This is a genomic window from Virgibacillus sp. W0430 (assembly GCF_051846935.1).
Classification (GTDB): Bacteria; Bacillota; Bacilli; order Bacillales; family Amphibacillaceae; genus JBPYCR01.
The window spans coordinates 44,850-71,030 of record NZ_JBPYCS010000015.1; the positions used below are offsets into that span (position 1 = coordinate 44,850).

At 36.8% G+C, this 26,181-nt stretch carries 22 protein-coding genes and 1 other annotated feature; of the genes, 3 read left to right on the plus strand and 19 right to left on the minus strand.

Annotated elements, in window-relative coordinates:
* Positions 1 to 350: 350 nt before the first annotated feature.
* The 10 genes from ACLIBH_RS09385 to ACLIBH_RS09430 all read right to left on the minus strand — a co-directional run bounded on the left by ACLIBH_RS09385 (position 351) and on the right by ACLIBH_RS09430 (position 10,156).
* Positions 351 to 1,211 carry a site-2 protease family protein gene (locus ACLIBH_RS09385; protein ID WP_439316447.1) on the minus strand — a complete coding sequence of 287 codons (861 nt, stop codon included), beginning with the start codon at positions 1,209 to 1,211 and terminating at the stop codon, positions 351 to 353.
* Entirely contained in the window at positions 1,195 to 1,974 is a 780-nt protein-coding gene (locus ACLIBH_RS09390) for a peptidoglycan DD-metalloendopeptidase family protein (RefSeq protein WP_439316448.1), read from the minus strand. The genes ACLIBH_RS09385 and ACLIBH_RS09390 overlap by 17 nt, the downstream gene beginning before the upstream one ends.
* A 653-nt stretch (positions 1,975 to 2,627) precedes the next feature.
* Positions 2,628 to 3,425 (minus strand): septum site-determining protein MinD, encoded by a 798-nt coding sequence (gene minD, locus ACLIBH_RS09395; RefSeq protein ID WP_439316449.1) that lies wholly within the window; start codon positions 3,423 to 3,425, stop codon positions 2,628 to 2,630.
* A complete protein-coding gene (gene minC, locus ACLIBH_RS09400; RefSeq protein WP_439316450.1) occupies positions 3,418 to 4,107 on the minus strand; it encodes a septum site-determining protein MinC in 690 nt (229 codons plus the stop codon). Before minC ends, minD begins: the two co-directional genes overlap by 8 nt.
* A gap of 83 nt (positions 4,108 to 4,190) precedes the next feature.
* On the minus strand, positions 4,191 to 4,730 hold the full coding sequence (gene mreD / locus ACLIBH_RS09405) for a rod shape-determining protein MreD (protein WP_439316451.1): 540 nt from the start codon (positions 4,728 to 4,730) through the stop codon (positions 4,191 to 4,193).
* Positions 4,727 to 5,608, minus strand: a complete 882-nt coding sequence (gene mreC / locus ACLIBH_RS09410) for a rod shape-determining protein MreC (RefSeq protein ID WP_439316452.1) — start codon at positions 5,606 to 5,608, stop codon at positions 4,727 to 4,729. Before mreC ends, mreD begins: the two co-directional genes overlap by 4 nt.
* 12 nt (positions 5,609 to 5,620) lie before the next feature.
* Positions 5,621 to 6,664 carry a rod shape-determining protein gene (locus ACLIBH_RS09415; RefSeq protein ID WP_439316453.1) on the minus strand — a complete coding sequence of 348 codons (1,044 nt, stop codon included), beginning with the start codon at positions 6,662 to 6,664 and terminating at the stop codon, positions 5,621 to 5,623.
* Positions 6,665 to 7,045: 381 nt separating this feature from the next.
* Positions 7,046 to 7,738 carry a RadC family protein gene (gene radC, locus ACLIBH_RS09420; RefSeq protein WP_439316454.1) on the minus strand — a complete coding sequence of 231 codons (693 nt, stop codon included), beginning with the start codon at positions 7,736 to 7,738 and terminating at the stop codon, positions 7,046 to 7,048.
* Positions 7,739 to 7,899: 161 nt separating this feature from the next.
* A complete protein-coding gene (locus ACLIBH_RS09425; RefSeq protein ID WP_439316455.1) occupies positions 7,900 to 8,763 on the minus strand; it encodes an SPOR domain-containing protein in 864 nt (287 codons plus the stop codon).
* A 112-nt stretch (positions 8,764 to 8,875) separates the two neighbouring features.
* Positions 8,876 to 10,156: a bifunctional folylpolyglutamate synthase/dihydrofolate synthase gene (locus tag ACLIBH_RS09430; RefSeq protein WP_439316456.1), complete on the minus strand. Its 1,281-nt coding sequence runs from the start codon at positions 10,154 to 10,156 to the stop codon at positions 8,876 to 8,878.
* A gap of 100 nt (positions 10,157 to 10,256) precedes the next feature.
* On the opposite strand from ACLIBH_RS09430, the gene ACLIBH_RS09435 reads away from it, so the two are divergent.
* Together ACLIBH_RS09435 and ACLIBH_RS09440 are read left to right on the plus strand one after the other, a co-directional pair.
* Positions 10,257 to 11,171, plus strand: coding sequence for an ATP-grasp domain-containing protein (locus tag ACLIBH_RS09435; protein WP_439316457.1), 915 nt, complete (start codon positions 10,257 to 10,259; stop codon positions 11,169 to 11,171).
* Positions 11,161 to 12,018, plus strand: coding sequence for an ATP-grasp domain-containing protein (locus ACLIBH_RS09440; RefSeq protein WP_439316458.1), 858 nt, complete (start codon positions 11,161 to 11,163; stop codon positions 12,016 to 12,018). The genes ACLIBH_RS09435 and ACLIBH_RS09440 overlap by 11 nt, the downstream gene beginning before the upstream one ends.
* A gap of 199 nt (positions 12,019 to 12,217) precedes the next feature.
* Here ACLIBH_RS09440 and ACLIBH_RS09445 read toward each other — a convergent pair whose 3' ends face one another.
* The 3 genes from ACLIBH_RS09445 to spoVID all read right to left on the minus strand — a co-directional run bounded on the left by ACLIBH_RS09445 (position 12,218) and on the right by spoVID (position 17,575).
* The gene (locus ACLIBH_RS09445; protein ID WP_439316459.1) at positions 12,218 to 14,863 is read right to left on the minus strand and encodes a valine--tRNA ligase; all 2,646 of its coding nucleotides are present in this window, start codon (positions 14,861 to 14,863) and stop codon (positions 12,218 to 12,220) included.
* Positions 14,864 to 14,922: 59 nt separating this feature from the next.
* Positions 14,923 to 15,165 (minus strand) — a binding site (T-box leader).
* 300 nt (positions 15,166 to 15,465) lie between these two features.
* Positions 15,466 to 16,452 (minus strand): hypothetical protein, encoded by a 987-nt coding sequence (locus ACLIBH_RS09450; RefSeq protein ID WP_439316460.1) that lies wholly within the window; start codon positions 16,450 to 16,452, stop codon positions 15,466 to 15,468.
* Between the two features lie 76 nt (positions 16,453 to 16,528).
* Positions 16,529 to 17,575 (minus strand): stage VI sporulation protein D, encoded by a 1,047-nt coding sequence (gene spoVID / locus ACLIBH_RS09455; RefSeq protein WP_439316461.1) that lies wholly within the window; start codon positions 17,573 to 17,575, stop codon positions 16,529 to 16,531.
* A gap of 215 nt (positions 17,576 to 17,790) precedes the next feature.
* Here spoVID and ACLIBH_RS09460 point away from each other — a divergent pair, with 215 nt between their 5' ends.
* On the plus strand, positions 17,791 to 19,344 hold the full coding sequence (locus ACLIBH_RS09460; RefSeq protein ID WP_439316462.1) for a Na+/H+ antiporter NhaC family protein: 1,554 nt from the start codon (positions 17,791 to 17,793) through the stop codon (positions 19,342 to 19,344).
* Positions 19,345 to 19,716: 372 nt separating this feature from the next.
* Here the strand turns inward: ACLIBH_RS09460 and hemL are convergent, their stop codons facing one another.
* The 6 genes from hemL to hemA are packed head-to-tail and all read right to left on the minus strand — an operon-like array spanning position 19,717 to position 25,977.
* Positions 19,717 to 21,003 carry a glutamate-1-semialdehyde 2,1-aminomutase gene (gene hemL / locus ACLIBH_RS09465; protein ID WP_439316463.1) on the minus strand — a complete coding sequence of 429 codons (1,287 nt, stop codon included), beginning with the start codon at positions 21,001 to 21,003 and terminating at the stop codon, positions 19,717 to 19,719.
* A gap of 20 nt (positions 21,004 to 21,023) precedes the next feature.
* Positions 21,024 to 22,004 (minus strand): porphobilinogen synthase, encoded by a 981-nt coding sequence (hemB, locus tag ACLIBH_RS09470; protein WP_439316464.1) that lies wholly within the window; start codon positions 22,002 to 22,004, stop codon positions 21,024 to 21,026.
* Positions 21,994 to 22,779, minus strand: a complete 786-nt coding sequence (locus ACLIBH_RS09475) for a uroporphyrinogen-III synthase (protein ID WP_439316465.1) — start codon at positions 22,777 to 22,779, stop codon at positions 21,994 to 21,996. Before ACLIBH_RS09475 ends, hemB begins: the two co-directional genes overlap by 11 nt.
* On the minus strand, positions 22,779 to 23,708 hold the full coding sequence (gene hemC / locus ACLIBH_RS09480; protein WP_439316466.1) for a hydroxymethylbilane synthase: 930 nt from the start codon (positions 23,706 to 23,708) through the stop codon (positions 22,779 to 22,781). Before hemC ends, ACLIBH_RS09475 begins: the two co-directional genes overlap by 1 nt.
* A 60-nt stretch (positions 23,709 to 23,768) precedes the next feature.
* On the minus strand, positions 23,769 to 24,587 hold the full coding sequence (locus ACLIBH_RS09485; protein ID WP_439316467.1) for a cytochrome C assembly family protein: 819 nt from the start codon (positions 24,585 to 24,587) through the stop codon (positions 23,769 to 23,771).
* 16 nt (positions 24,588 to 24,603) lie between these two features.
* Positions 24,604 to 25,977: a glutamyl-tRNA reductase gene (gene hemA, locus ACLIBH_RS09490; protein WP_439316468.1), complete on the minus strand. Its 1,374-nt coding sequence runs from the start codon at positions 25,975 to 25,977 to the stop codon at positions 24,604 to 24,606.
* Positions 25,978 to 26,181 lie beyond the last annotated feature (204 nt).

Consider the following 26,181-nt stretch of genomic DNA (forward strand, 5'->3'; position numbering starts at 1 on the left):
ATGTCAAGGGAATGGTGGGATTGAGTCACGTATTTGTGGGTGCTATTTTAAGAAGTTAAAAAACCTCTCTTTGTATTCGTTAATTTTAGTATTGATTCCTACCGACCGCAGTAGATATACACTACGCTTTCCGTGGGCAGTGAAAATTAACGGTGTTATTCATGTGTATATCGTTCGAAGTAAAATTGATCACATATTATCTAGTTAGATTCGTGCATGTGTTCCCCAAAAACATTTTACTCATACGAATGGTGGCTTTCGATTGAGTTTCTTATTTGTAAACATAAATAGATCTATTTTATTTAGCGCTACTATACATTCCTTTCCTGTTAAATAAGAACGGAATACGATTACTTATTTACAGCTTCTCCGATCGTTTGATCATATTTCTTGTCTTTGAAATAATAGTGCAAGCATTCCTGTTCATCAAGAACAATTCGGTTGTTAGCAGAGAAATAAACATAGATTGGATGCTTACGGCCACGTCTGAATAAAGAAAATATATGCATTAAAGAGCAATTATAATGTACCGAAAGCGGAACTGAACCTTTAATTATTTCTCTTCCTTCAAAACGCTGCAGTAAGAACCGAATGAAAACATAATAGCGCTGTTTCCACTCTGTACGGTTTTCCATAAATAAAAAAATCATTATAAAGAATGCACTCAACGTAAATTGGTGTATAAACAATTGGTAAATTAAGAAGAACAATGTAAGGCCTATAGAAAAACGAATAATAAAATAATATGCTTTTCGAAATGGCAAAAAAGAGGATAAGCTTAAATAAAGGAGCTTGCCTCCGTCCAATGGCCATATCGGAAGCATATTAAACAAAAAAATAATTGTATTGTATTGATAGGTAAGCTGAAAAATAGAATCTGGTAAAGAAGTTGTATGTTCCAATACAAGAATTAAGACATATAATACCAAATGCTGAGCGGGACCCGCTATCGTAACTAAAAATTCTTCATATATAGGTTTGTTCGCGTGTTCATCTGTACGCATGACACCGCCAAAAACCCAAAGCGTAATATGCTGTATACGCCAATGGAGTAATTTTGCCATTGTGTAATGTCCCATTTCGTGAATAAACACGATAAACATAAGAATAAACAATTCGATAAACGTTCCTGTTAAAAAAGAAATGACTACAAATATAAATAAAATTGGATGCAGATGAACACGTGGGAATATATTATTGTAAATCGTCAACTGGAATCACCTGAATAGGATCGATGAATTGTTTATCCTTTTCAATAGAAAAAAACACAGTTTTTGTTTCAACTGTTGGCTGAAAAGCACCAACTGAATGATTTTTATTCACATATTGATAAAGATGAACATGGATAGCACTTAAATGTCCATACGTTGATTTACTATTATCCGGATGCTGGACGATAACCGTTTTACCCATTTCCCGATCATTTCCTGCAAATATTACGATACCTTCCTTAATGGAAGACACATGAGCCGTTTCTTTTGGAGATATCATGATCCCTTCTCCATTGCTTTGAAAAGTTTGTTCCAAGCGACCATCTACCGGCATTGCTGCTTGATCTGTAGATAGTATTCCTTCATTGCTATCAGATGGAGTGAATGCAAGGGGTGTGCCGAAGGTTGTTTGATACCATTTATTCACTCGAGCAAAAGGGAATTCCTCCGTTAAAGCAGTAACTGTCCAATATTTAGGGTTTTCCATATATTCGGCATTTGCTTCTAAGATCCAAGCTGTCCCAAAGAAGAGGACTATTGAAAGTATTGCTTTCATAAACATGCCAGAAAGTCGGTTCCTTTCACTTTGACTAGCGATTGGTTGATCCATGACAGAAGGATAATAACCGTGTTTTTCTTCTTCTTGTACAATCCCCGGATGTATTTGTCTCATCTGCTTTTGAGCCCTATGATTTGTTTGTGAATGACGAAGTTTTTTTCGCTGTTTTATTTTCTCTCTTACTTTATTTACTCCTCTATCCATTATTTTCACAACCCTTGTTTGCACATTTTCTATCATTGTATGAAAGCACTGGACAAGTTATGTATTAAAATAAGGGCAGGAAATTGGATAATTATTCCATCTAGTAACATAAAAAGGTTCTATAATAAACGACGCTAGTGAAGAAAATACACGGAAACTGGATGGAAGCTCATTAGCGTCTTTGTAAGCTGAAAAATATCAAAGCTTGCGCTATGATTCGCTAATTTGCACTACAGCCGACAGGCTTTCCGCGGGAGTCCTAAGGCTTTCGTCCAGTCAGCTTAAAAAGGGCTAATATCACTATTGCACACACTTCCATTCTGTTTAATTTGCATTGGAGTGTGTTTCTGTATGTTTTGTATTACACTTGCTTCTTTAGGTTTTAGCTTTAAATAAAGCATGATTCGAATCTTATAATTCGTGAAGCTTCTGTACCCATAAGCGAATCTACAAGTGATTACTCTCGGATATGGTTTTCGATGACTTTTATTCTACAGGGAAATTCACTTGTTTTCTATTATGAAATCAAAATGACGTTAGTGAATTTCCTTCACATTTCCCTGCCAAAAAGTAATGTGATTTTTCTTCACCAACGTCATATATTGTACAACTAGAATCATCATAGCTTGTTATTTTAACGGTTATTTATTAAGTTAGGATCGCATGCCAAAAAATTTTTTAACTTTCTTAAACACTCCTGTATTTTCTTCAAGCGATTGGAGAGGAACCGATTCTCCTAAAATTCTGCGAGAAATATTACGATATGCAATGGATGCTTTCGTATTTGGCTCAAATGCTACAGGTTTTCCTTGATTAGATGCTGCAATTACTTGATCATCGTCTACTACAATTCCTATTAAATCAATGGAGAGAATTTGAACGATGTCATCTATGGCAAGCATATTTCCATCCTTCATCATTTGATTTCGAATGCGATTTATAATAAGTCGAGGCCGTTCCATCTCATATTGTTCTAATAAGCCAATAATCCGGTCTGCGTCGCGCACACTTGACTTTTCAGGTGTCGTAACTACTATTGCCTGGTCCGCACCTGCAACGGCATTTTGAAAGCCCTGTTCGATACCAGCCGGACAATCTATTAAAATATAATCAAAATCTTGCTTTAGCTCTGCTACAATTGCTTCCATCCCTTCCGTTGTAACGGAGGATTTGTCACTCGTTTGTGCTGCGGGCAATAAAGATAAACAGTCAAACCGCTTATCTGGAATTAACGCCTGTTTGAGTCTACACCGTTTTTCAATTACATCGACAATATCATAAATAATTCGGTTTTCTAGACCCATAATTACGTCTAAATTTCTTAAACCGATATCCGTATCAATTAAACATACTTTCTTACCAACTAAAGCTAAGGCGGTGCCAATATTCGCAGTCGTTGTTGTCTTTCCTACCCCACCTTTACCTGACGTAATGACTATTGCTTCACCCATTCAGAAATCTCCTTTCAAACGTGCTTAATTTATTCCGCATCTGTGAAAGAACTTGTAATCGATCAATTATAATTTTGTCTTGTTCATGATTAATAAACCCACACTCCATATACACACCTTCGGATTCATAATCTGGTGCTCTACTGACGTAATCTGCAATCCGCAGCTGAGTTGGTTTCATATAGGAAGCAGCGATCACCGCTTCACGATCTCCATTTTCCCCTGCATGAGCTATGCCACGTAAGTTTCCTAAGATGTAAATGTTCCCAGTTGCAACTACTTGTCCGCCAGGATTCACATCTCCTATGAGAATTAGGTCACCTTTCACTCGCAACACTTGTCCAGACCTTACAATCTGGTTAATCACCTTTGCTTCACTTTCTTCTTTCCATTGTAGTGCTTCTTCCTTTAAAATAACGTCTGAGTCAAATCCTTCAATTGTAAGTCGATTGTTCATACCGATTACTTGCTCTAATAGTTCTTTTTCTTCTTTATGTAAATATCGATTGCCTAGCTTTACTAGGACAGAGACTACGGGTTCATCCTTGGATGGACGATTAGCTTTTATTTTTTCTTTCAATTCCTGAAAAGCTGCTTCAAACGAGCATCTATCGTCAATAAAGAGTGTGAGCCCATCTCTCGTTCCTTTTATCGTTATTTTCTGTTTTTTGTTGTCAAGCATGATACGTTCACCTCATTCTGTTTCATCCAAATGCTACAGTGTATCTTGATATGCTATGGCCGGATGAAGTACAAAAAAGCATCTTAAAAAGCAGTTCCTTGATCTAATTGCTCACTTTTCCATTTGATGAACCTATTTTTTACAATTGGATACATTGCTATTAAAAATATTAAATTACCTACTAACGTTGGAAGTAAGCGATATATTAAATAGTTGCTCCAGCCTATATTTATAATACCGACGGCTATGTATACGAGGTGAATAATTGAGTCTACGATAGTTATCCCAATTATACCTAAAAAAAGCGTAACAATAAAATTTGCATGAAATAAATTTTTAAGATTGCTAATTATATATAGAGTAACAGGATAAGCAAACATGTACACACCTAATATTCCTGTATATACAATATCAATTAGCAACCCAAAAATAATTCCAAAAATAATAGAATAAGCATTCGTATTATTTTCATAAAAAACAGCCATTAAAAACAAAAATACAAATATCCAATGCGGGATAATAAATAAGTCGCCAACGACTAAGTTATTTGGAAGTAATTCGAAAGCGATTCCTTCAAATACGAGCAAAAAAAAGAGGATAAGGGAAAAGTACAATTGTCTCATGACTCTTCATCCTCCTTTAATTCTTGTATCGCTCCTATTCCTGGCGCTTCACGATCTACTACAATTACATGACTGATATCGTACATATCTGCTGCAGGCTTCACGAGGGCCGTTCGAGTCAAACCGTATTGATCAGGAATAACTTCTTTTACCGTACCAATTGGCAGTCCTGCTGGAAATAAACCACCAAGTCCTGAAGATACAACGAGTTCATCTTGTTCAAGGTCTTTATCAGACTCCTCTATAATTTTAAATAATAAAGAATCTGTTTCCTTGTCGTATTCTTCTATTAACCCAACAATGTCCTTTCCGTCACGAGAGATTGTCGCAGAAATTCGATTGAATTGATCAAAGCCCGTTAACAATTTCACTGTTGAAGCAGATGTGGAAACTGCTTGAATTTTGCCAATCATTCCCTCAGGAGTAATGACCGCCATATTCTCCTTCACACCGGCTGCACTACCTTTATTAATCGTTACTTGCTCAATCCACCGCTCTGGAGAACGTGAAATAACGGTAGCTTGTATCGCTTTGTATTTATGAATGGAATCTGTTTTATTAAGTGCTTTTCTTAACTGTTCATTTTCCTCTTTTAGCTCTTGCACTTCATAAGCCAAACTTTTATATTCAGCTAATTTATTTTTAAGAAGCTCGTTTTCTTTATACGTATTTTTAAAATCGCCAACATTCCCAAATATACCTGTCACATATTTGACAGGTGTTTGAATTGTATTTTGTACGAGACCGACTGTATCCAACACAAACTTTTCAGGAGTTGACAACTGTTCTCTATTTGTTAAGGAGTATCCGATAAGCACAACTAATATGATCATCCCTATTAATAAAAAAAACAAACGCTTTTTTTGAAAGAAAGACATGCAAACACCTACTTAATCTTCTAGTGTGGCACGTGAGGAAATATTTGGATGTGAACTAAATTGTTTAATGTAGTCAAGTGACATTCCCGTTCCAACTGCCACACTGTCCAGTGGATTATCCGTTACAAATACAGGCATTTCAGTCCTGTTGCTAATTACTTGATCCAAGTTTTTCAATAAAGCCCCTCCACCAGAAAGAACGATCCCTCGATCCATTACATCGGCAGACAATTCCGGTGGCGTTTTTTCTAGCGTATTTTTCACTGCATCAACGATAGCCTCTACGGATTCATTCAATGCCCCTGCTATTTCTCTGGATGTAACTGAAATTGTTTGAGGGAGTCCCGTTAACAAATCACGACCTCGAATATCCATGTCGAGCTTCTCCACAGTTTCACCTGCATGACCGATTTCCATTTTAATCGCTTCTGCTGTACGTTCTCCAATCATCAGATTATACTGTTTTTTAATGTATTGTGAAATTGCTTCATCCATACTGTTACCGGCTACACGAATCGATCGACTTGTAACAATTCCACCGAGGGAAATTACTGCTACTTCAGTCGTGCCTCCTCCAATATCCACAATCATACTCCCAGTCGGATCCCAAACAGGTAACCCAGAGCCTATTGCAGCAGCAAAAGGCTCGGCGATAGGGAATGCGTTTTTAGCACCAGCCTGCTTAGCAGCATCTATTACTGCACGTTCTTCTACTTTAGTTATTCCCGATGGTACACAAATAATGACATTCGGTTTGCTTGCAAAAACAGAACGTTTTCGGCTGGCACGTTTCATATAGTACTTCAACATTACGGCGGTCGTATCATAATCGGCAATTACGCCATCCTTCATCGGTCGGACAACAGATATACTACCTGGAGTTCTACCAATCATGTTTCTTGCTGTACTTCCAACAGCTTCGATTTCTCCTGTTTCAATGTTTTTTGCTACAACAGAAGGCTCTCTGACGACAACTCCTTTATTTTTCATAAAAACAAGTGTGTTTGATGTACCTAAGTCTATTCCTAAATCTTGAGATAAGCTAAATTTAGACAAAAAGATCTCCCTTTCCCTATGGCCATTCTATGATGTATAAACTGTAGTAAAAACGAACGTATAGTTTGCGTTCGTTTAAAAAATTCATACAAGCTGAATAATGAACAGGTTTTGCTTTGCTACGCTACGAGAAGGAAAAGTACGTACAAAATATAAATTTTCCATATTGTAGGAAGCTTCTACTCTCTATTAACGTTCTTTTATATGCTCTTTCCCAAATAAAGCGCCACTTTCAATGTGTGAAATGGCGCGTTCATTTACATCTATTCAATTATACGAAAAAAAACATAAAATAGATAGGGGTATCATTTCTTTTTTAAAAATTGAAGCAGCAGTTCCTTATCATATCGAACATATGGACTACTACTATGCTAAGCCGAGTTATCCTATATATCCTTTCTCTTTTAACGATACGAACCGTTTATTCCCAATAATTAAATGGTCGAGAAGTTCAATTCCAATCATTTTACCAGCCTGTACGAGTCTTTTAGTGACGTGGATATCTTCTTGAGATGGGGACGGATCGCCTGATGGGTGATTATGGGCACAAATAATTGAAGCTGCCGATCGTTTTACAGCTTCGCGGAATACTTCCCTAGGATGAACAATTGAAGCGTTTAAGCTGCCGATAAAGATTGTTTGCCGATGTACAATTTGATTTTTCGTATTTAGAAATAATACAACAAAATGCTCTTGATTTAAATTCCGCATTTCTTCCATAACGTAATCAGCGCCGTCTTCTGGAGAGCGAATAATATACGTGTCCTCTGGCTTGTATTGATGCATTCTCCTGCCGAGTTCAATTGCCGCTAGAATGACTACGCCCTTTGCCGGCCCAATTCCTTTGATCGCGGTTAATTCTTCAATCGTAGCGTCATTTAATAGCTTTAAACCTTCGAAATGCATGAGTAATCGATAGGACAAATCCATAACAGACTCTTGTCTCGTTCCACTTCCTAATAAAATTGCAAGCAATTCTTGGTTTGACAAATGATTCGATCCTAAAGAAATTAATCGTTCACGTGGCCGATCTTCTTTTGGTACGTTCTTAATCATAATTGGTGATACTTTCATCAATAGCCCTCCCTGTATTTTGCTTATATGTATCATAAGTCGTTTATTAAGGGAGCACCAATTATGAAAAAGAAAGAATCACATAGAAGGTTTAACAATTAGCTTACTTTTATATGGTGAAAGCAAACAAATACACAAATATACTAACGGAAAATCATTTTTCATTCATTCATTTCTTCACGTATCGCTTCATCGAAGTGGTGCCAAGCTTTTAATAAGGCGAATTGTACTTCTTTAGCTGATTTCTGATTGAGGTCTTGAAGAAGATCAGATGTCTTTTTATGTAATTGTATAAATGACTCTTTTTCGAGTGCTAGCTTATTTAATTTATCTTCCCAGGATGATTCGTTTAATTGGTGCGTCTCCAAAGCTTTCATAAAGTGCAGCCAAATTTCTTGAAATTGTAATACCAACTGTTCTTCTTCTTCATTTAAATTAACGCGTACTGAATCAGTTGTCCACTGTTTAACAAATGCATCCAATCCTTGTTCTTTAATTTTTATTACTTGCCGGCTTGCCTTCTCTTTCGTTGTAAAAAGTCCAAGAATTACGTAAAATTCATCATCTCTATTCCATATAACACCATTATGCCCTTCTGTTTGAAACGTGTGTAACCATTCCTCTGCATTCGGTTGTTCCTTAAAAACCCCACCCTGAATAACATACGCTTGCATAGACTTAATTTCAGTTTCTTTCCTATGATCTGAAGCACGATTCGTCTTGCTCTCTTCTTCGTCATTTTCCTCTGTCGTTTGAATGGATGCCGGGCTTGTCCCAGGTGGTTCACTGTCATTTTTTACAGTTGTAAAAAGATTAAGCATAATACTACCCAAAACTATTCCAATAGCCACCGCAGATATAACTGCTAAAAATATCGGCTTTATTTTAACCCAAAAACCATTGGAATGACGCTCTGTTTTTTTAAAACCGCTAGGCTCGTAATCACGTTGCCAATCAATAACTGGAGGGGATTCATTTTCCTTGCTTGTTGAATTCGTTTGTGGCTGTTTATTATTGTTTTTCATATCGCCCACTCACTTTGCTAGAGTAATTTCTTTCAATCTAGCATATTTTATATAAAAAGTAAGGAACAATTTGTCACCATATAATTAAATCGTTTTACAAAAAACGCGCTTATTATTGATTTTTAGCTTGGCTAATATATTTTCTAGCTAGAGAGATAAAATGTAAAGACCCTGTAATATAATACTCCTTTTCACTCGTTTCTTTTATTATTTCATTTAGCAACCATTGCCAATCTTCAACGAACGTAAAGTTAGATTGAGCGTATTCGTCTTTTCCAGCCGCGCGCGGATGAGGGAATGTTGTAACAACGAGCGATGGAAACCATTCGTATAAATCGAGAAGCATTTGATCAATCGCTTTATCTTTGAAGGCTGCAAATATTACCTGTCGTTCTTTTGTTGGACGCATCGCGACAGTATGTAAAAAAGCGCGAATACTTGCTGGGTTATGCGCACCATCTAAAATTATTGTCGGATGGTTGTGGATTGTCTCAAACCGCCCTTCTATCGTTGTTGTCTTTAAACCTTCAATGTTTTTCTTCCAATTCATAGAAAACCCTTTATGTTCCAAAATTTCTAATGCCATCAAAGCAAGTGATGCATTGTGAGCTTGATGCTCCCCAGCAAGCTGAATGTCTGTTTTAAATGCATGTTCCCCCCCGCTCCATATAAACGATTGCTCGTTATATTTTTGTGTTATTTGTTCGTATGTAAAATGCGTTCCAATCTGGAATAAACATGCATCTTTGTTTAAAGCCTCTTTTTTTATAACGTCTTCAACCGTTTGGCTAACAGTGCCTAATATAACAGGTCGTTGTTTTTTTATAATTCCTGCCTTATGATAAGCGACAGCAGTCGGAGTAGTACCTAAGAACGCAGTATGATCCAGCGCTATATTTGTTATTATCGAAAGTATTGGGGTTATACAATTCGTTGTATCCTCTCTCCCACCCATTCCTGCCTCAATAATTGTAACATGTAAATCTTTTTCTTTTTGAAAATATAAAAAAGCAACTACTGTCAATATTTCAAATTCTGTTGGTCCATTTTGTTGTTCATCCATTTTAAGAATAAACGGATAAAGACCATTTATAATATCTAAAAACTCTTCTGATGAAATAGCAGCTTCATTTTTTTGTATATGTCCTAGCAGTCCAGTAAAGCTAGGGGAAGTAAAAACCCCAACATTATATCCATTTTCACGTAATGCACGCTTAATAAACTGGACAGTTGAACCCTTTCCATTTGTTCCTGCGATATGAATTGCGTTCAGATCAGATTCTGGACTCCCTACAAGCTTTAACAAATACCGCATTCGTTCCAGTCCAGGCTTTATTCCAAGTGATTGTCGGTTTGTGAAAAAACGTTCAACTTGTATAAGCTCTTTAAACATTAAAGCACCACTTTTCTTTGTAAAAGGTCTTGTTTCTATTAGAATGATTATAGCAATGAAAAATATGGATAAGCAATTGATTTAGAGAGGAAAACACGAAGTGACATTACATGGATGGATCATATATAATGGGCAGCTTCCCGGACCAAAATTCCGTGAACTTGCAGAATGGATTCAAATAGCAGCTGCAAAACAGAGCAGTACAACAACAATTTTTAAAAACGATGAATTACATGCTCTTTTAGCAAAGAATGACTTGGATATAATACATAAAGAGCAACGTCTTCCTGACTATGTTGTATTTACCGATAAAGATATATACTTAGCTAAACAGCTTGAATTACTAGGAGTTCGCCTGTTTAATAGCTCGGAAACGATTGCAATTAGCGATGACAAAATCACTACCTATCAAATGCTTGTAGCAAACAAACTCCCTGTTCCTGATACAATTATTGCTCCAAAAACGTTTTTTAATTCAAATACGGTTAACGAAAATAGTATCGACTTAGCAATTAACAAGTTCGGCTTTCCGATGATCGTAAAAGAAGCATTCGGTTCCTTTGGTCAACAAGTTTATTTAATAGATAATAAAAAGGATCTCCTAAATAAAGTCGCAGCATTGCAAGGAAAGCCGTTTATGTTTCAAGCATTTGTATCCTCAAGCTATGGACAGGATTTGCGCTTACACGTAGTAGGTGATCAAGTAGTTGCCGCAATGAAGCGGACGTCCTTAAATGATTTTCGAGCAAACGTAAGTGCAGGGGGAACAATGGAAGCGTATCAGCCCTCTGAATCTGAGAGTAAAATGGCCATCGCTGCTGCAAAAGCAATTCATGCCGATTTCGCTGGCGTTGATTTATTAATCGGTGCAAACAATAGTCCGATTATTTGTGAAGTAAATTCAAATGCACATATTCGTAATATGTACGACTGTACGAAAATTAATGTTGCTGATGACATAATCGCATATATTTTAAAAATAATGAATGGCAGGAAGAAGAATCATGGGTTATAATGGCTGGATTATTTATACTAAAAAAGATGCGGCAGAGAATAAAGCATATATAGACTGGTTTATTAAAGAGGCAGCATTGCAAAATGTCTCGCTCACGTTAATCGTACGAGAATATCTAAATCTAGGGATTATAAACAATCAACGTATCGTACAGTACCGTAATACAAGTGTCCAATTACCTGACTTTGCTGTTATTAGGACAATAGAACCGGTAATCCAAATGAACTTAATCGGATTGGGAGTAAAGGTGTTCAATAAATTGAACGTTGCAATGCTGACGAACCATAAAGCATGGACGTATCAAGAAGTAAGCAGTTTAAACATACCGATGGTAGATACTATTTTCTGTACGAAAAATATAGAACAATGTTATCCTCCTTTTCCGTTCCCTTTTGTCGTTAAAGAAGCTACAGGTCGTAGTGGAAAACAAGTTTTTTATATTTCGAATGAACAGGAATGGGAAAATTGCCGAAACAGCTTGCAATCAACTGATTATATCGTACAAACTTGTAACGTTAAGCTCGGTTGTGATGTTCGTGTATTTGTAATTGGTAAAGAAATAATTGGGGCGGTATTAAGAAAAAACGAGCATGATTTTAGAGCCAACTATAAGCTTGGTGGAACAGCTACGTGGTATCCTCTTAATTATAAGGAACGCATTTTAATACAAAAAATAATCGATCATTTCGATTTTGATTTAGTCGGAATTGATTTTTTAATTGGAAATAACGGCCAATTACTTTTTAATGAAATTGAGGATGTTGTTGGTTCAAGAATTTTAAGTGCCGTAAGCGATATTAACCTATTAAAAACGTACGTTACACATATTAAAAATCAATTGGCGTAATTGTTTGCTATGACATAAATGGATTAAAGACAAATAGGTTAATCATAATGACGTTGGTCGAAAATCCACTTAAAATAGTTGACCAACGTCATTTGCCAAAGAAACAAATTAAAAAGATATGGTTCCGACTTATCAACAAAATGATAAGCTGGAACCATTAAACTTCGTTAAAGCTAAATATGCAGCCTCTTTTTTTCCATTACTTCCCTTTTAATTCATTCAATCGTTGTTGTACTTTTTTCTGCTTATCTACGTAATCTGTTTCTTTCCGTTTTTCTTCTTCAACTACGTGCTCTGGTGCTTTGTTAACAAACCCAGTATTTGTTAATTTCTTTTGAACGCGCTCCACTTCTTTAGTCCATTTTTCTAACTCTTTTTCAAGCCGTTCAATTTCTTTATCAAAATCAATGAGCCCCTCTAAAGGAAGGTAGATTTCTGCGCCCGTTACCACTGCTGACATAGCTTTTTCCGGAACATCGATGGCAGAGGCTATTTTTAAAGTGCTCGGATTACAAAACTTTTCTAAATAAATCCGTTCGCTTTCAAGCTCTCTAACGATCTCATCATTTTCTGCTTGAATAAGCATCGTAACTTGCTTAGACATTGGCGTGTCTACCTCGGCACGGATTGTACGAACAGATTTTATAATGGACACTAAACGATCCATTTCGCGGGCAGCCTCTTGATTATGAAACGCTTCGTCTACTACTGGCCATTCGGCGATCGTAATCGATTGTCCTTCATGTGGCAGCTGCTGCCATATTTCTTCTGTAATAAACGGCATATATGGGTGCAGCATTCGCATCGTTTGATCTAAAACATGTGCTAGTACGGATTTCGTTGTCTGTTTATCCGCTTCATTTTCTCCATATAAAGGTAGCTTCGCCATCTCAATATACCAGTCACACAGATCGTCCCAAATAAAATTATACAAGTAACGTCCTGCTTCACCAAATTCATATTTATTCGTGTTTTTAGTTACATGGTCAATTGTTTCATTTAACCGAGTAAGTATCCATTGATCTGCAAGGCTTAAATTTCCTGATAAGTCAATATCTTCATAGGTAAACCCGTCTAAATTCATTATTGCAAAACGAGATGCGTTCCAAACTTTGTTTGCAAAATTCCATGTAGATTCAACCTTTTCCCAATAAAAGCGTAGGTCTTGTCCTGGAGTCGAGCCAGTTAATAAGAAATAACGCAAAGAGTCTGCACCATACTTTTCAATAACATCCATAGGGTCGACACCATTCCCAAGCGATTTACTCATTTTACGTCCTTCCGAGTCACGGATTAATCCATGAATAAGTACGTCTTTAAATGGCCGTTCTCCAGTAAATTCTTTGGATTGAAAGATCATGCGTGCTACCCAGAAAAAAATTATATCGTATCCCGTTACAAGTACGTCGGTTGGAAAGTACCGTTTAAAGTCCTCCGCATTTTCATCCGGCCATCCCATTGTAGAAAAAGGCCATAAAGCTGAAGAGAACCATGTATCGAGTACATCTTCATCTTGATCCCAATTCTCACGATCTGAAGGTGGTTCCTTTCCAACATACACTTCTTTCGTATCTTTATGATACCAAGCCGGAATCCGATGTCCCCACCACAATTGACGAGAAATACACCAATCTCTAATATTGTCCATCCAATGTAAATATGTTTTTTCAAATCTTTCAGGAACAAAGTTTACTTTTTCTTCACTACGTTGTAATTCAACGGCTGCATCTGCAAGTGGTTGCATATGAACAAACCATTGTGTTGATAAATATGGCTCTACGACTGCACCGCTACGCTCGGAATGTCCGACTTGATGCGTATGATCCTCAACCTTAAACAATACCCCCATGTCCTGCAAATCTTTTACAATGTGTTTGCGACATTCGAAACGATCCATTCCTTCATATTTTCCAGCATTTTCATTCATTGTCCCATCTTCATGCATTACTAAAATACGTTCTAAGTTATGTCGATTACCAATTTCAAAATCGTTTGGATCATGTGCAGGTGTTATTTTTACGGCGCCAGAACCGAATTCCATATCGACATAATCGTCTGCCACAATCTCTATTTCTCTACCGACAATTGGCAAGACGATCTTTTTACCGATTAAATGCTTATATCGCTCATCTTTTGGGTGAACAGCAACTGCTGTATCGCCTAACATCGTTTCTGGTCGAGTTGTAGCAATTTCAATTGATTCGTCGCTTCCCTTTAACGGATAACGCATATGGTAGAACTTTCCTTGTACTTCTTCATAAATTACTTCAATATCCGATAGTGCCGTTTTTGTTTGCGGGTCCCAATTAATAATATATTCGCCACGATAAATTAAGCCTTTTTCATATAATTTTATGAAAACCTCCTGAACCGCGCTAGATAAACCATCATCAAGCGTAAATCGCTCACGAGAATAATCCAAGCCGAGGCCAAGCTTTCCCCACTGATCTCGAATAAACGCCGCATATTCTTCCTTCCATTCCCAACTCGTCTCTAAAAACTTCTCCCTACCAAGCTCGTATCTTGTTTGATTACGCTCTTTTAGTTTAGCCTCTACTTTTGCTTGTGTAGCTATTCCAGCATGATCCATACCCGGAAGCCATAACACATCATACCCTTGCATTCGCTTCATTCGAGCAATTGTATCTTGCATTGTTGTATCCCAAGCATGTCCTAAATGCAATCGCCCGGTGACATTAGGTGGAGGTATAACAATTGTAAATGGTTCCTTGTCTTCTGAACCACTTGCTTCAAAAAACTTCCCCTTAATCCAAAATTCATACCGCCCAGACTCCACCGTTTCGGGATCGTATTTCGGCGGAAGAAACGCCTGTTTTCCTTCCATATGTACTTCCTCCTTCAATTTTTCCATTATTTCCATTAAAAAAATCTTTTCTCCCTATAATAAAGGACGAAAAGATTTAAATTCCGTGTTACCACCTTTGTTTGCAAATGAAATGCATTGATACTCATTTCATTATACACACTCAATCATTGATAACGGATATCGATCCGACATTCTTCTACTCCTAGTTCAAAGAAGTTGCATCAAGGGTGACTTCTAAAACATTTTTCCAGAAAACTCCCACCATTGTTTTCCTCTCTGTTGGATAATTGTTTTATACTAATCCCTTTCATTTGCATTACGGGATGAAATTACATCTATTTTAACCAGTTTTCTAAATAAATGCAACTTTAATACGAATGAACGCACGGTGTAGCTTATGCTAGTCATATAATACTTAAAGAAATTAAAAAAGTGAGGTGTCTTATGTGGCGCGCCATTATCGCTATCGTTTACCACCGTGGTGCAGACATTGTATTCATGTCATAGAAAACTGTACATTACCAATATTAATCTTCCAATTGATACGTACACTATTTTTTCCAACGACATTTGACGTATTTTTACTCGGACTATTAGTTGGGCTATTTATTGCATTTTATTTAGAATGGATTTAATTGAAAGTCTAATTCCAATATATTATTCCATTCTATCCCAAAATTAATTTTGCGAAAGGATTTCTCCAGTAGCTGAACGTGTTCAAGCATTGTCCGATCCATCGTCTTGTTTGAGTATTCCTTAATTAACTCGATATAATCTACCGGATTTAATAAATGAATTAGTAAATAATATAATTCGCTCAATGACAGCTTATTATAGGTCGTATATTCATCATATGCTAGCTTTAATTGCTCTGCTGATGCACCGTTATTTTGAATCTCATCACAAAATAAAGCTAGCAAGTCGACCATTGGTTGATCGTAATAGCTTTGCTCCCAATTTATTAAATATGTCATATTATTTGTTATAAAATGGCTTCTCGTTATATTTCGATGACATAAGCTTATACTCCATTCTTTTGTAGTCGATATTTCTTGTAAAAAACGTTCCACATGTTCTAGTGTAAGTTTAATTGCCTGCTCAACCTTATGAAAGTGTGTGCATACTTGGAGTTCAATAGGTGACATGAAATGCACGCTTTCAAACTGTTCTATATAGTGAATAAGGCGTCTTTGTAATTGACTACAAGCAGATCTATAGGCAGCAAACTGTCTAGGAATATCTTCGTTCTCTACATTATATTTTTTTTTAGTTTTTTGATGAATTTCACCTAAACAACTGAACATTTGGCCCAATGTTACTTGTTCTGTTTCATTTATCCACGGTGTTAAATAATAGATGTCAGAATTTTTTCTAACGTATAATTGATTCTGTTTTGTTAGGAAAACAGGCGGAATACACGTTAAATGATAGTAATGTGCTTCATGAAGCACATTTACCCAGTTTTTCAATGTGGCATTTGTTAAAGAACTTTTCTTTAATGCGAAAAAATAACCTTGATCCTGGATTTTATAAACGTTTGAACTATTCGCTGTTACGTGCTCAGGTGTAATCCCATATGTATTGCATATGTCATAGATTTCGGCCATTTTATCAGCTCCTTACTCAATCAATAAAAGAAAGTATACACCCCCCTTGAATTGGTCAACTAAGGGGGATGTGTATTTACTTATTAACTGATGGAATATACAGTAATTGCCCTGGTGTTAAGTCAGCATCTACTAATTTATTTTTATTTACAATTTGTAACGCTGGTACTTCATATCTTTTGGAGATCGTTTCAATTGTATCTTCTTCTTGAACAATACATAAGCGCATGCTCGAATACTGTTCTTCTGCTTCATTACGAAACATATCAGATAAATAATTCAGGCTGTCAATTGCGTTCAAATCAGCTTCTTCTGCATCACTTTCTTTAGCCTCTATTTGTAAATTCGTCTCTGCACTATTTTCAAGCTCACTATGTAGCTCGATTTCTTTATTTAATTCTTCCGTAGACTTTAACTCATTTACCTGTTCATCTTTTTTCATAAATTGTTGGATTGATTCCGTTTGCTTAAATAAAAACCGATCTTTTTCTCCTTCTGCAACAGGTTTCTCAGCTTGCTGTTCATTAGTTTTTATATCAAGTTCAAAATTGGGGGATTCCACAAAATCATTAGAAGAATTCATACGGTCCTCTACGGATCGAGTGTTCGCTTCTTCTCGTTTACGTTCTTCGTATTCAAGTTGGTCGTTTTGTGTTTCTTCTCGCATTGTTCCAATCTCTTCATCCTCATTAATGCCATTGATTTTTATTGTAGATTTTAAAACTAAGAGACCGTTACTTGGTAGCTCATAATCAAACGCATCGACATCTACTGTAATATCGTCTAGATCGCTTACTCGATTTGCAGGAACGGATATTTCTACAGGAAACCGGTGAGAAAAGAACAGCTTTCCATTTTCCATATCCGAAATTTTTTCTACATAACGTAAGGAATTGTGTGTTTCATATGCTTCCAAACGATCTGTTTCTTCGGCTAATTCGTCGGATTTCTTGTAATCTCCTTGGAGCTCGATTACCCCACGGATAGATACATATTCATTAAACGGTTGGATAGAAATATTTGGCTCTAAAGATATGCTTAACATTTCTGCAACTTCCTGTCCCTTTTCAAAATAAAGAGACTCATGCAAATCAAAGCTGAAAACTGCTCGTTCTTTTGACAAGCTATTTCCTCCTTTCGGCAAAGCAATTCCATATATGTTATTAACTATATGAAAAAAAAGAATCGTTTATGCCAATTTCACAACATGCGCATAAGACTAATTTATATTCTCTCTGTTTTTATCTTTTCAGAACATCTTTACTATACAGATTCTATTTGATATACTCTCTTTTAACATCTTTTTCAAGGAATAGACAAAAAAGGGGGAATTTTGAAGTGGAGCTTTTATCTATCGTACCACCGATTGTTGCAGTAATATTGGCAATTATTACAAGACGTGTACTTATTTCATTATTTATTAGTATTTGGATTGGCGGCATAATTGCTGCAGGCGGAAATCCGTTTTCTGCTGTCGGCTTAACTTTTACTTGGATGAAGGATGTTATGGTTGATGAATGGAATGCTCGATTTTTAGTGATGGTTGCTCTATTAGGAATTGGAGCCGCTTTCATGTTCAAAACAGGCGGATCAGAAGGGTTAATTCGTTTGCTTGAAAAGAAACTAACAACGAAAAAACGAGTATTATTTTTACCTTACGTTTTAGGTATTCTTATCTTCTTTAATGACTATGTTAACTCCGTTATTGTTGGTAACGCTTCCAAAGATATTACAGGAAAAAAGAAGGTTTCTAGAGAGAAGCTTGCTTACGTACTTGATACAACAGCCGCTCCAATGGCGACAATCGGCCCGGTGTCCGACTGGATCGGTTTTCAAGTTTCACTAATCGCCGGAGCAATGGCTAGTGCTGCGATCGTTGGTATTGAGCCTTATTTTGCCTTTTTACAATCCATTCCATGGAATTTTTATGCTATTTTATGTTTATTTGCTGTTCCGATGATTATTTTAGGGAAAGACTTTGGACCGATGGCAAAAGCAGAACACCGTGCAGAAACGACTGGTCAACTCATTGCCGAAGGTTCTACGCCTCTATCCTCTGTTGAGCAAGACCTTGGGGAACCGTTTAAAAAAGAAGGCGGTAGTGTTTGGAATTTTATTTTACCGCTTGTTACGCTTATTTCCGTAAGTATTTGGGGACTTTGGTATACTGGGGGCGGTGCAGAGGGCAAATCAATAATGAATGCTCTAGCAGACACAGATGTTTCCATTGCACTGACCTGGGGTGCATTTGCAATGTCAACAGTTGGTATTATATTAGCGTTAATTCAAGGTGCTGGCTTCCAAAAGATTGAAGAAACGTTACTCGGTGGTATTAGCACTATGTTACCTGCGTTAATTATAATCGTATTAGCCTGGTCAATTGGGACGGTAACAGACGTGTTAGGTACCGCTGAATTTGTTGTTAATTCAACAGAGAGCTGGATGACACCAGCCTTGCTACCGTTTTTAGTTTTTATAATTGCTATGTTTATTTCTTTTGCAACAGGAACTTCTTGGGGTACGATGGCTATTTTAACACCAGTTGCGATTCCTTTAGCTTATAGTATTGGCGGAGAGCCTTTAATTCATATGGCAATTGGTGCCGTTTTTGCAGGGGCTATATTTGGTGATCACGTCTCACCAATTTCAGATACGACAGTGATGGCTTCTATATTTGCTGGATCAGATCACATCGCACACGTGAAAACACAAATGCCTTATGCAATTGTTCCGGCAGCTCTAACAGGCGTAATGTACTTGTCTTACACAATTATAGGTAGTAGCATCGTATTATTAATTATTGGTATTGTTGCTCAGTTTTTTATTCTCCGTTATTTAGGTAACCGATACCATAAAAAACATATTGAACCTTTACAACGGAAAAGTGCGTAAATAAGTAATTGGAACAAAAGCAGCGAAAGGGTTGATTTAATCAAACCTTTCGCTGCTTTTTAAACGGCATGGAAGTGTGTGCAATAAGGCTATACCCACTCTTTAAGCTGACTGGATCAAAAATCGACGGACTCCTGTGGTAAGAGCACGCATCCGAAGATCGCTGTAGCGACCGAATAGAGAAGCTACAGAAGCGGAGGCAGTAACCGCGGAAAGCCTGTCGGCTGTAGTGCAAGTCAGCGAAATAAGGGCGCAAGCTTTCATGTTTTTATTCTACTTATTTATTAAGTATTCCTCGTCTTAAAATACATCACCATCGTCATTTGCAAAGAACACCAAAAATATGGATATAAACCTTTTAGACTTTTAATTTTACTTAAGGGAAGCAAAAACTTTTTCTACCGCTTGTATCGTTCGCTCTATATCCTCTTTTGTATGGGCAGTAGATAAAAACAATCCTTCAAATTGAGAAGGTGGTAAAAAGACACCCTCCTCTATCATTCCCCGATAATATTGTGCAAATAATTCAAGGTTTGACTTTTGCGCTGTTTCATAATTATGTACAGGCTCATCATTAAAAAAGATACCTACCATAGATCCAGCACGATTAATTTGGATATTTATTTGATTTTTGTTCGCTGCTTTTTTATAGCCAGCTATTAATTGGTCAATTTTTTCATTCATTTCCTTATAGTCCGATTCATTTACTGCCTGAAGTGTTTCATATCCAGCTGTCATTGCGAGCGGATTACCGGACAGCGTCCCCGCTTGGTAAATATCGCCAAAGGGTGCAATACGTTCCATAATTTCACGTTTACCACCGTAAGCACCAACAGGTAATCCTCCGCCGATTACTTTTCCTAAACAAGTTATATCTGGTGTAATGCCAAAGTAACCTTGAGCGGAATGATAGCCTACTCGAAACCCTGTCATTACTTCATCAAAAATAAGCAAGCTTCCATTCGTTTCTGTTATCGATCTTAATTGCTGTAAGAACTCAGCTTTCGGAACAACAACCCCCATATTCCCTGATACCGGCTCAACAATTACAGCAGCAATATCGTCTCCATACTTCTCAAACACATAATGGACACTGTCTATGTCATTATAAGGCACAGTAATCGTTTGCTCTGCTACAGCCGGGGGGACACCCGGACTATCGGGTAAGCCTAACGTGGCTACACCTGATCCTGCTTTTATTAGTAAAGAATCACCATGACCATGATAATTCCCTTCAAACTTTACTATTTTATTTCTACCGGTATAGCCTCTAGCTAATCGTAAGGCACTCATCGTAGCCTCTGTTCCTGAATTTACCATACGAATCATTTCAATGGAGGGCACACGATCCATTACAAGACTTGCTAGCTTGTTTTCCATTTTCGTAGGTGCTCCAAAACTTGTTCCTTTTTCTATAGATTCTTTCAATTTCGTAACGACGCGATCATCGGCATGACCAAGGATAAGTGGCCCCCAGCTTAATACGTAATCAATGTACGTATTTCCATCAACATCATAAATTTTAGAGCCTTTTCCAGATTCCATAAAAATAGGGCTCATTCCTACCGATTTAAACGCTCGAACTGGTGAATTTACTCCCCCAGGCATTAAGTCAACCGATTCTTTATACGCATCTATAGAATTTTGAAATTCTTTCATGTGCAATCACCTCATCTATTTTATTCGTTTAACCATTCGGCAGCTGCTTTAGCAAAATAAGTTAAAATCAAAGTAGCTCCGGCACGTTTCATTGCTGTCAATTTTTCGAGCACGAGTTCCTTTTCATTAATCCAACCGTTTTGTGCTGCTGCCTTTACCATTGCATACTCGCCGCTTACATTATAAGCTACAACCGGTACGTTTACATTGTTTTTCACATCACGAATAATGTCTAAATAAGCTAATGCAGGTTTAACAATTAAGAAATCTGCACCTTCTTCGACATCTGAAGCAGCTTCACGCAATGCTTCCAATCGATTTGCCGGATCCATTTGGTATGTTTTTCGATCCCCAAATTGCGGTGTGCTATCAGCTGCATCTCGAAAGGGGCCGTAAAACGAAGAAGCGTACTTAACCGCATAAGACATAATTGGAATATGTTCATACCCGTTCGCATCAAGTGCGTTCCGTATCGTTATTACAAAACCATCCATCATGTTTGATGGTGCGATAATATCTGCACCAGCTTCTGCTTGCGATACTGCAGTTTTTGCCAATAGCGGCAACGAAAGATCGTTATGAACATCCTCGTTTTCAATAACGCCACAATGTCCGTGTGTCGTATATTCGCATAAGCACGTATCGGCTACAACTAACAGTTCAGGAAATGTAGCTTTTACCGAACGAATTGCCTTTTGTACAATCCCTTCGTGGGTAAATGCCCCTGTACCTTGCTCGTCCTTCTCACTTGGTACCCCAAACAGCATGATCGCTTTTATTCCTAAAGATACAATCGCCTCAATTTCTTCTTTCAATTGATCAATTGAGAGCTGATATACACCAGGCATTGAGGGAACTTCATTTTTTATTTGCTCTCCCTCTACAACAAACATCGGATAAATAAAATCTTCAGGTTGTAAAGTCGTTTCACGTACAATTGAGCGCATCGCTTTTGATGAACGTAAACGACGATGACGTGAATAATTCATCTTACTTTCCATGTAGGCAATCTGTCCTTTCATTATTTAAATAAGTACGGATACTTTTAATCATTCCTTCAACTGTAAACAAATCTGGAACGATAATTGTACGAAAGCCAGCCTTTTTCGCTTCGCTTGCAGTTGTTGAACCGATGCAAACACAAACTGTTGAAAGGATGTTCTCTTTAACGTGCTTATCGTTAACGAGTTGCATACAGGCATCAATCGTTGATGGGCTTGTAAAGGTTATAAAATCAATTGCATCATTAGTTTGAAAATGTGTTTGCAGCTTTTCGTTTGAATTTGTATTAATACCTGTTTCATATACTTCAATCGTATCAAACGGGATGCCGTGCTTTTTAAATTTTACTGGTATAAGGTTAAGAGATCGATTACCTCTAACGAGCAACACCCTTTTTACAATATCATTTTTATTAATAAATTCCTCCGCAAGAGCTTCTGCATTATAAATTGAAGGAATAAAGTCTGCACGATAGCCACGCTTTAGTAACGATTGTTCTGTTTTATGGCCTACAACGGCTATCGACGCCGTAAGCTCAATACGTGAGAAGGCTTTAAAAAAACACTCAACACCGTTTGCACTCGTAAAAATGATCCAATCGTATTGAGATAAGTCCAGATTACGTTGTTTTTCTTCTAATGGCTTACAATGAATTTGCAATAGTGGTACTTCAATTGGATCTCCACCAGATTTCTTAATTTTTTTAGAAAACAACTGAGCCTGCTTCTGCTCTCTCGTAATTACAATCTTTTTTTGCTGCAAGTGAAACGACATTACGAATTTAACTCCTTTTTCGCAGCTTCAATTAGTTCTTTAGCACCTTGCTTTATGAACTTTTCTGCAGCTAATTGAGCAACCTCATTACTACTTGAGCCAATGGTCGTTTCTTTTAAAAATGTATCGCCGTCAACAGATGCTATCGTTGCATGTAAAATTATTCTTTCACCTTCCACATAGGCATATGCCCCAATTGGTGCTTGATCAGATTCATCCATTAATTTAACAAATTGGCGTTCTGTCATTATCGAACGATAAGCGTCATGATCGTTTATTTGGTGTAAAGCTGTTATTAACTCTTTATCGTCTTTTCGACATTGGATAGCTAATGCTCCTTGACCTGCTGCTGGTACAAACGTATCAAGTGGGAGCTGTTCCGTAATTACTTCTTCATCCATACCAAGGCGTTTAAGCCCTGCAACAGCTAGTATTATTGCATCAAAATCCCCTTGTTGTAGCTGTTCAATTCGAGATTCAACCGTTCCGCGAATCCATTTTGTTTTAAGATCTGGTCTGATCGCTCTTATTTGAGCAGCACGACGCATGCTACTCGTACCTATTACAGCACCACGTTTTAAATCTTTTAACTTTACATTGTTTCGACCGAGGAAAGCATCTGCTGCATTCTCTCTTGTGGGAATTGCCGCAATAACAAGTTTATCCTGCATATTCAGAGGTAAATCCTTCAGGCTATGTACAGCAAGGTCGATGGTTTCATTTAATAATGCTTTTTCTATATCTTGAATAAACACCCCACCTGAACCTAAGCCTGCAAGGGGAACATTTAGCTTACGATCTCCCTCTGTACTTATCTCTTTTATTTCAAACGCATTTTCCATCTTTGTTTGTTGCAACAAATCAATAACCATTTTTGTTTGTGTTAATGCTAAATTGCTTTGTCTCGTACCAACGATGAATTTTCGCATGTCAACTCTCCTCGAACGTTTGATTAGGTAGTACCTTTTCTATGAACCATTGTTATTTTATTAAAAGTGAAAATTAGAAAAAACGCCAAATAAGAAAAAGTTTACTAACAACACTAGAAACGCTCCTACATTATACAGTGATATTGGTTTTCCTCGATAGCCTTTACCAACCCATAAAATTAAATACAATATATAAACGCTTAAAACAAGAATGGAACCTAATGTTTTTAAATCTAGCCAATAAAACTCAGCATTTGAAACATAAGCCCATACTACACCTAAAATAATACCGATAAGTAATAATGGCACACCAATGACTACACATACAAATGAAAAGGTATCCAGTTTAGGAAGATCCCCAAATCGCCACATAAACCGAATCCCTCGTTTACTTTTGAGAAATTTATACTGGAGTAAATACATGAGTGCAAGTAAAAATGATATCGTAAAAAAACCATAAGATATAATAGCGAGCGTAATATGAATAATAAGGATTTCGTGTACAAACTGAGCACCCTGTTCATACACCTCATGCTGGGCGTTTAAAGAGATCGATAACAATAAAATAAAGAAGCTAAATAAGTTCGTAAATAGTGTTATAAAGTGAATCGAAAACAAGCGGTTAATAACTAATGAAAAGAAAATTAGTATCCAAGCATAAAAAAATAAACCATCGTTTAAAGTTAAAATTGGAAAGTTTTTTACGATAAACGTCTGGTTATATAAAAGTATCGTTTGAATAAGCCAAACGATACTTAATAGCCAAAAGGCTAGATTATTTATCCTTTGGTTACTCTTTATAAAATCGATAAAATAGCCAATTAAGCTCATGCCATAAATGAAAAGAATAATTTCGTACAGCCACTTTGCAGCAAACATAGCATTTCCTTTCTCATTAATTCGGAATGATTTTATCGATTAATGATAATGTTGCTTTTTTACTACCGATTTGTTTTGCCATCGTTTTCGTTTGATGAACTTGCTTTTCTACTTCTCTCTTTACTTCTTCATCAATTCCGAAAATATCTATAAACAAAGCGAGGGATTCATTCGAATGATTTGATCCAGCCAATTCCTTTGCTTGAATGATTGGATCTTTCAACAGCTGATTAATAATGCTTTTTGTATGTTTATTTAGAACTTTTTGTTCCCGTTCAGACAAATCCGGCATTTTTCTTTCTATACTTGCCATTGTTTCTGCTTGAATCGCCAATGCTTTTTCTCTTAAAGCAGAGATGACTGGAACTACCCCTAAAGTAGTTATCCAGTTTTTAAAAGCAACAATTTCTGCCTCGAGCAATTGTTCAATTTCGCTTGCAGCTTCAGAGCGCGCTGCGAGGTTCTCATCAACGATATGTTGTAAATCATCAATATCATAAAGAAAAACGCTGTCTAACTGACCAATAGATGGGTCTAGATCTCTTGGTACAGCGATATCTACTAAAAATAACGGTTTCCCTTTCCGCATTTTTTGTATCGGAGCAAGCGCTTGTTTAGTCAATATAGGTGTTTTCGACCCAGTTGAACTAATTAAAATATCTGCTCCTTTTACTACTTCAAGCAGATGCTCTGCTGCTTTTGCTTTTGCTTGAAATTGTTTTGCCACCCGTTCTGCTCGTTCAATTGTTCGGTTAACAACAGTCATCTTTCTTACGCCAGCACCATGCAGATTTCTCGCAGCTAACTGACCCATTTCACCTGCACCAATAATAACAACATGTTTATTTTCAAGTGTTCCAAATATTTTCTTGGCGAGCTCTACTGCGGCATAACTGACAGATACAGCCTGTTCACCAATAGCAGTCTCTTTATGTGCACGTTTCGCAAACGTTATCGCTTGTTTAAAAAGTTCATTAAAAATCGTACCCGTAGTTTTAATTTTTTGCGCATTTAAAAACGCATCCCGTACTTGACCAAGAATTTGCGTTTCTCCAAGAACCATTGAGTTTAAGCCTGCTACGACTCGAAATAAATGCTCAATAGCACCATCATTTTCAACAATATGCAAATAAGTGGAAAAAACGTCTTTATCTACAGCAAACCAATCAGCTAAAAATTGTTTAATATAATATCTACCTGTATGCAATTGATCTACTACAGCATAAATTTCTGTACGATTACACGTTGAAATAATCACATTTTCTAAAATGCTTTTTTGATTTTTTAATTGAATCATTGCGTCTTCTATGGTCGAATCGGAAAAAGCAAGCTTCTCCCTTATTTCTATAGGGGTTGTTTTATAATTTATTCCAACTTTCAATATGTGCATATTTATCTGCCCCTTTAAAATTTTTCTTGCTGTTTAATCTAACTTATTATAACATGAACGTCCTTACCTATGCTGAACAATTATGAACAGAATGAAAACATTATGATAGAATAAGAAGAGATTATTTGTAGTTTACATGTACGTTATCATTCATGACAAAATTATTCAAGCAATTAAAATACGTAGAACGGTTAAAGTAGGGGG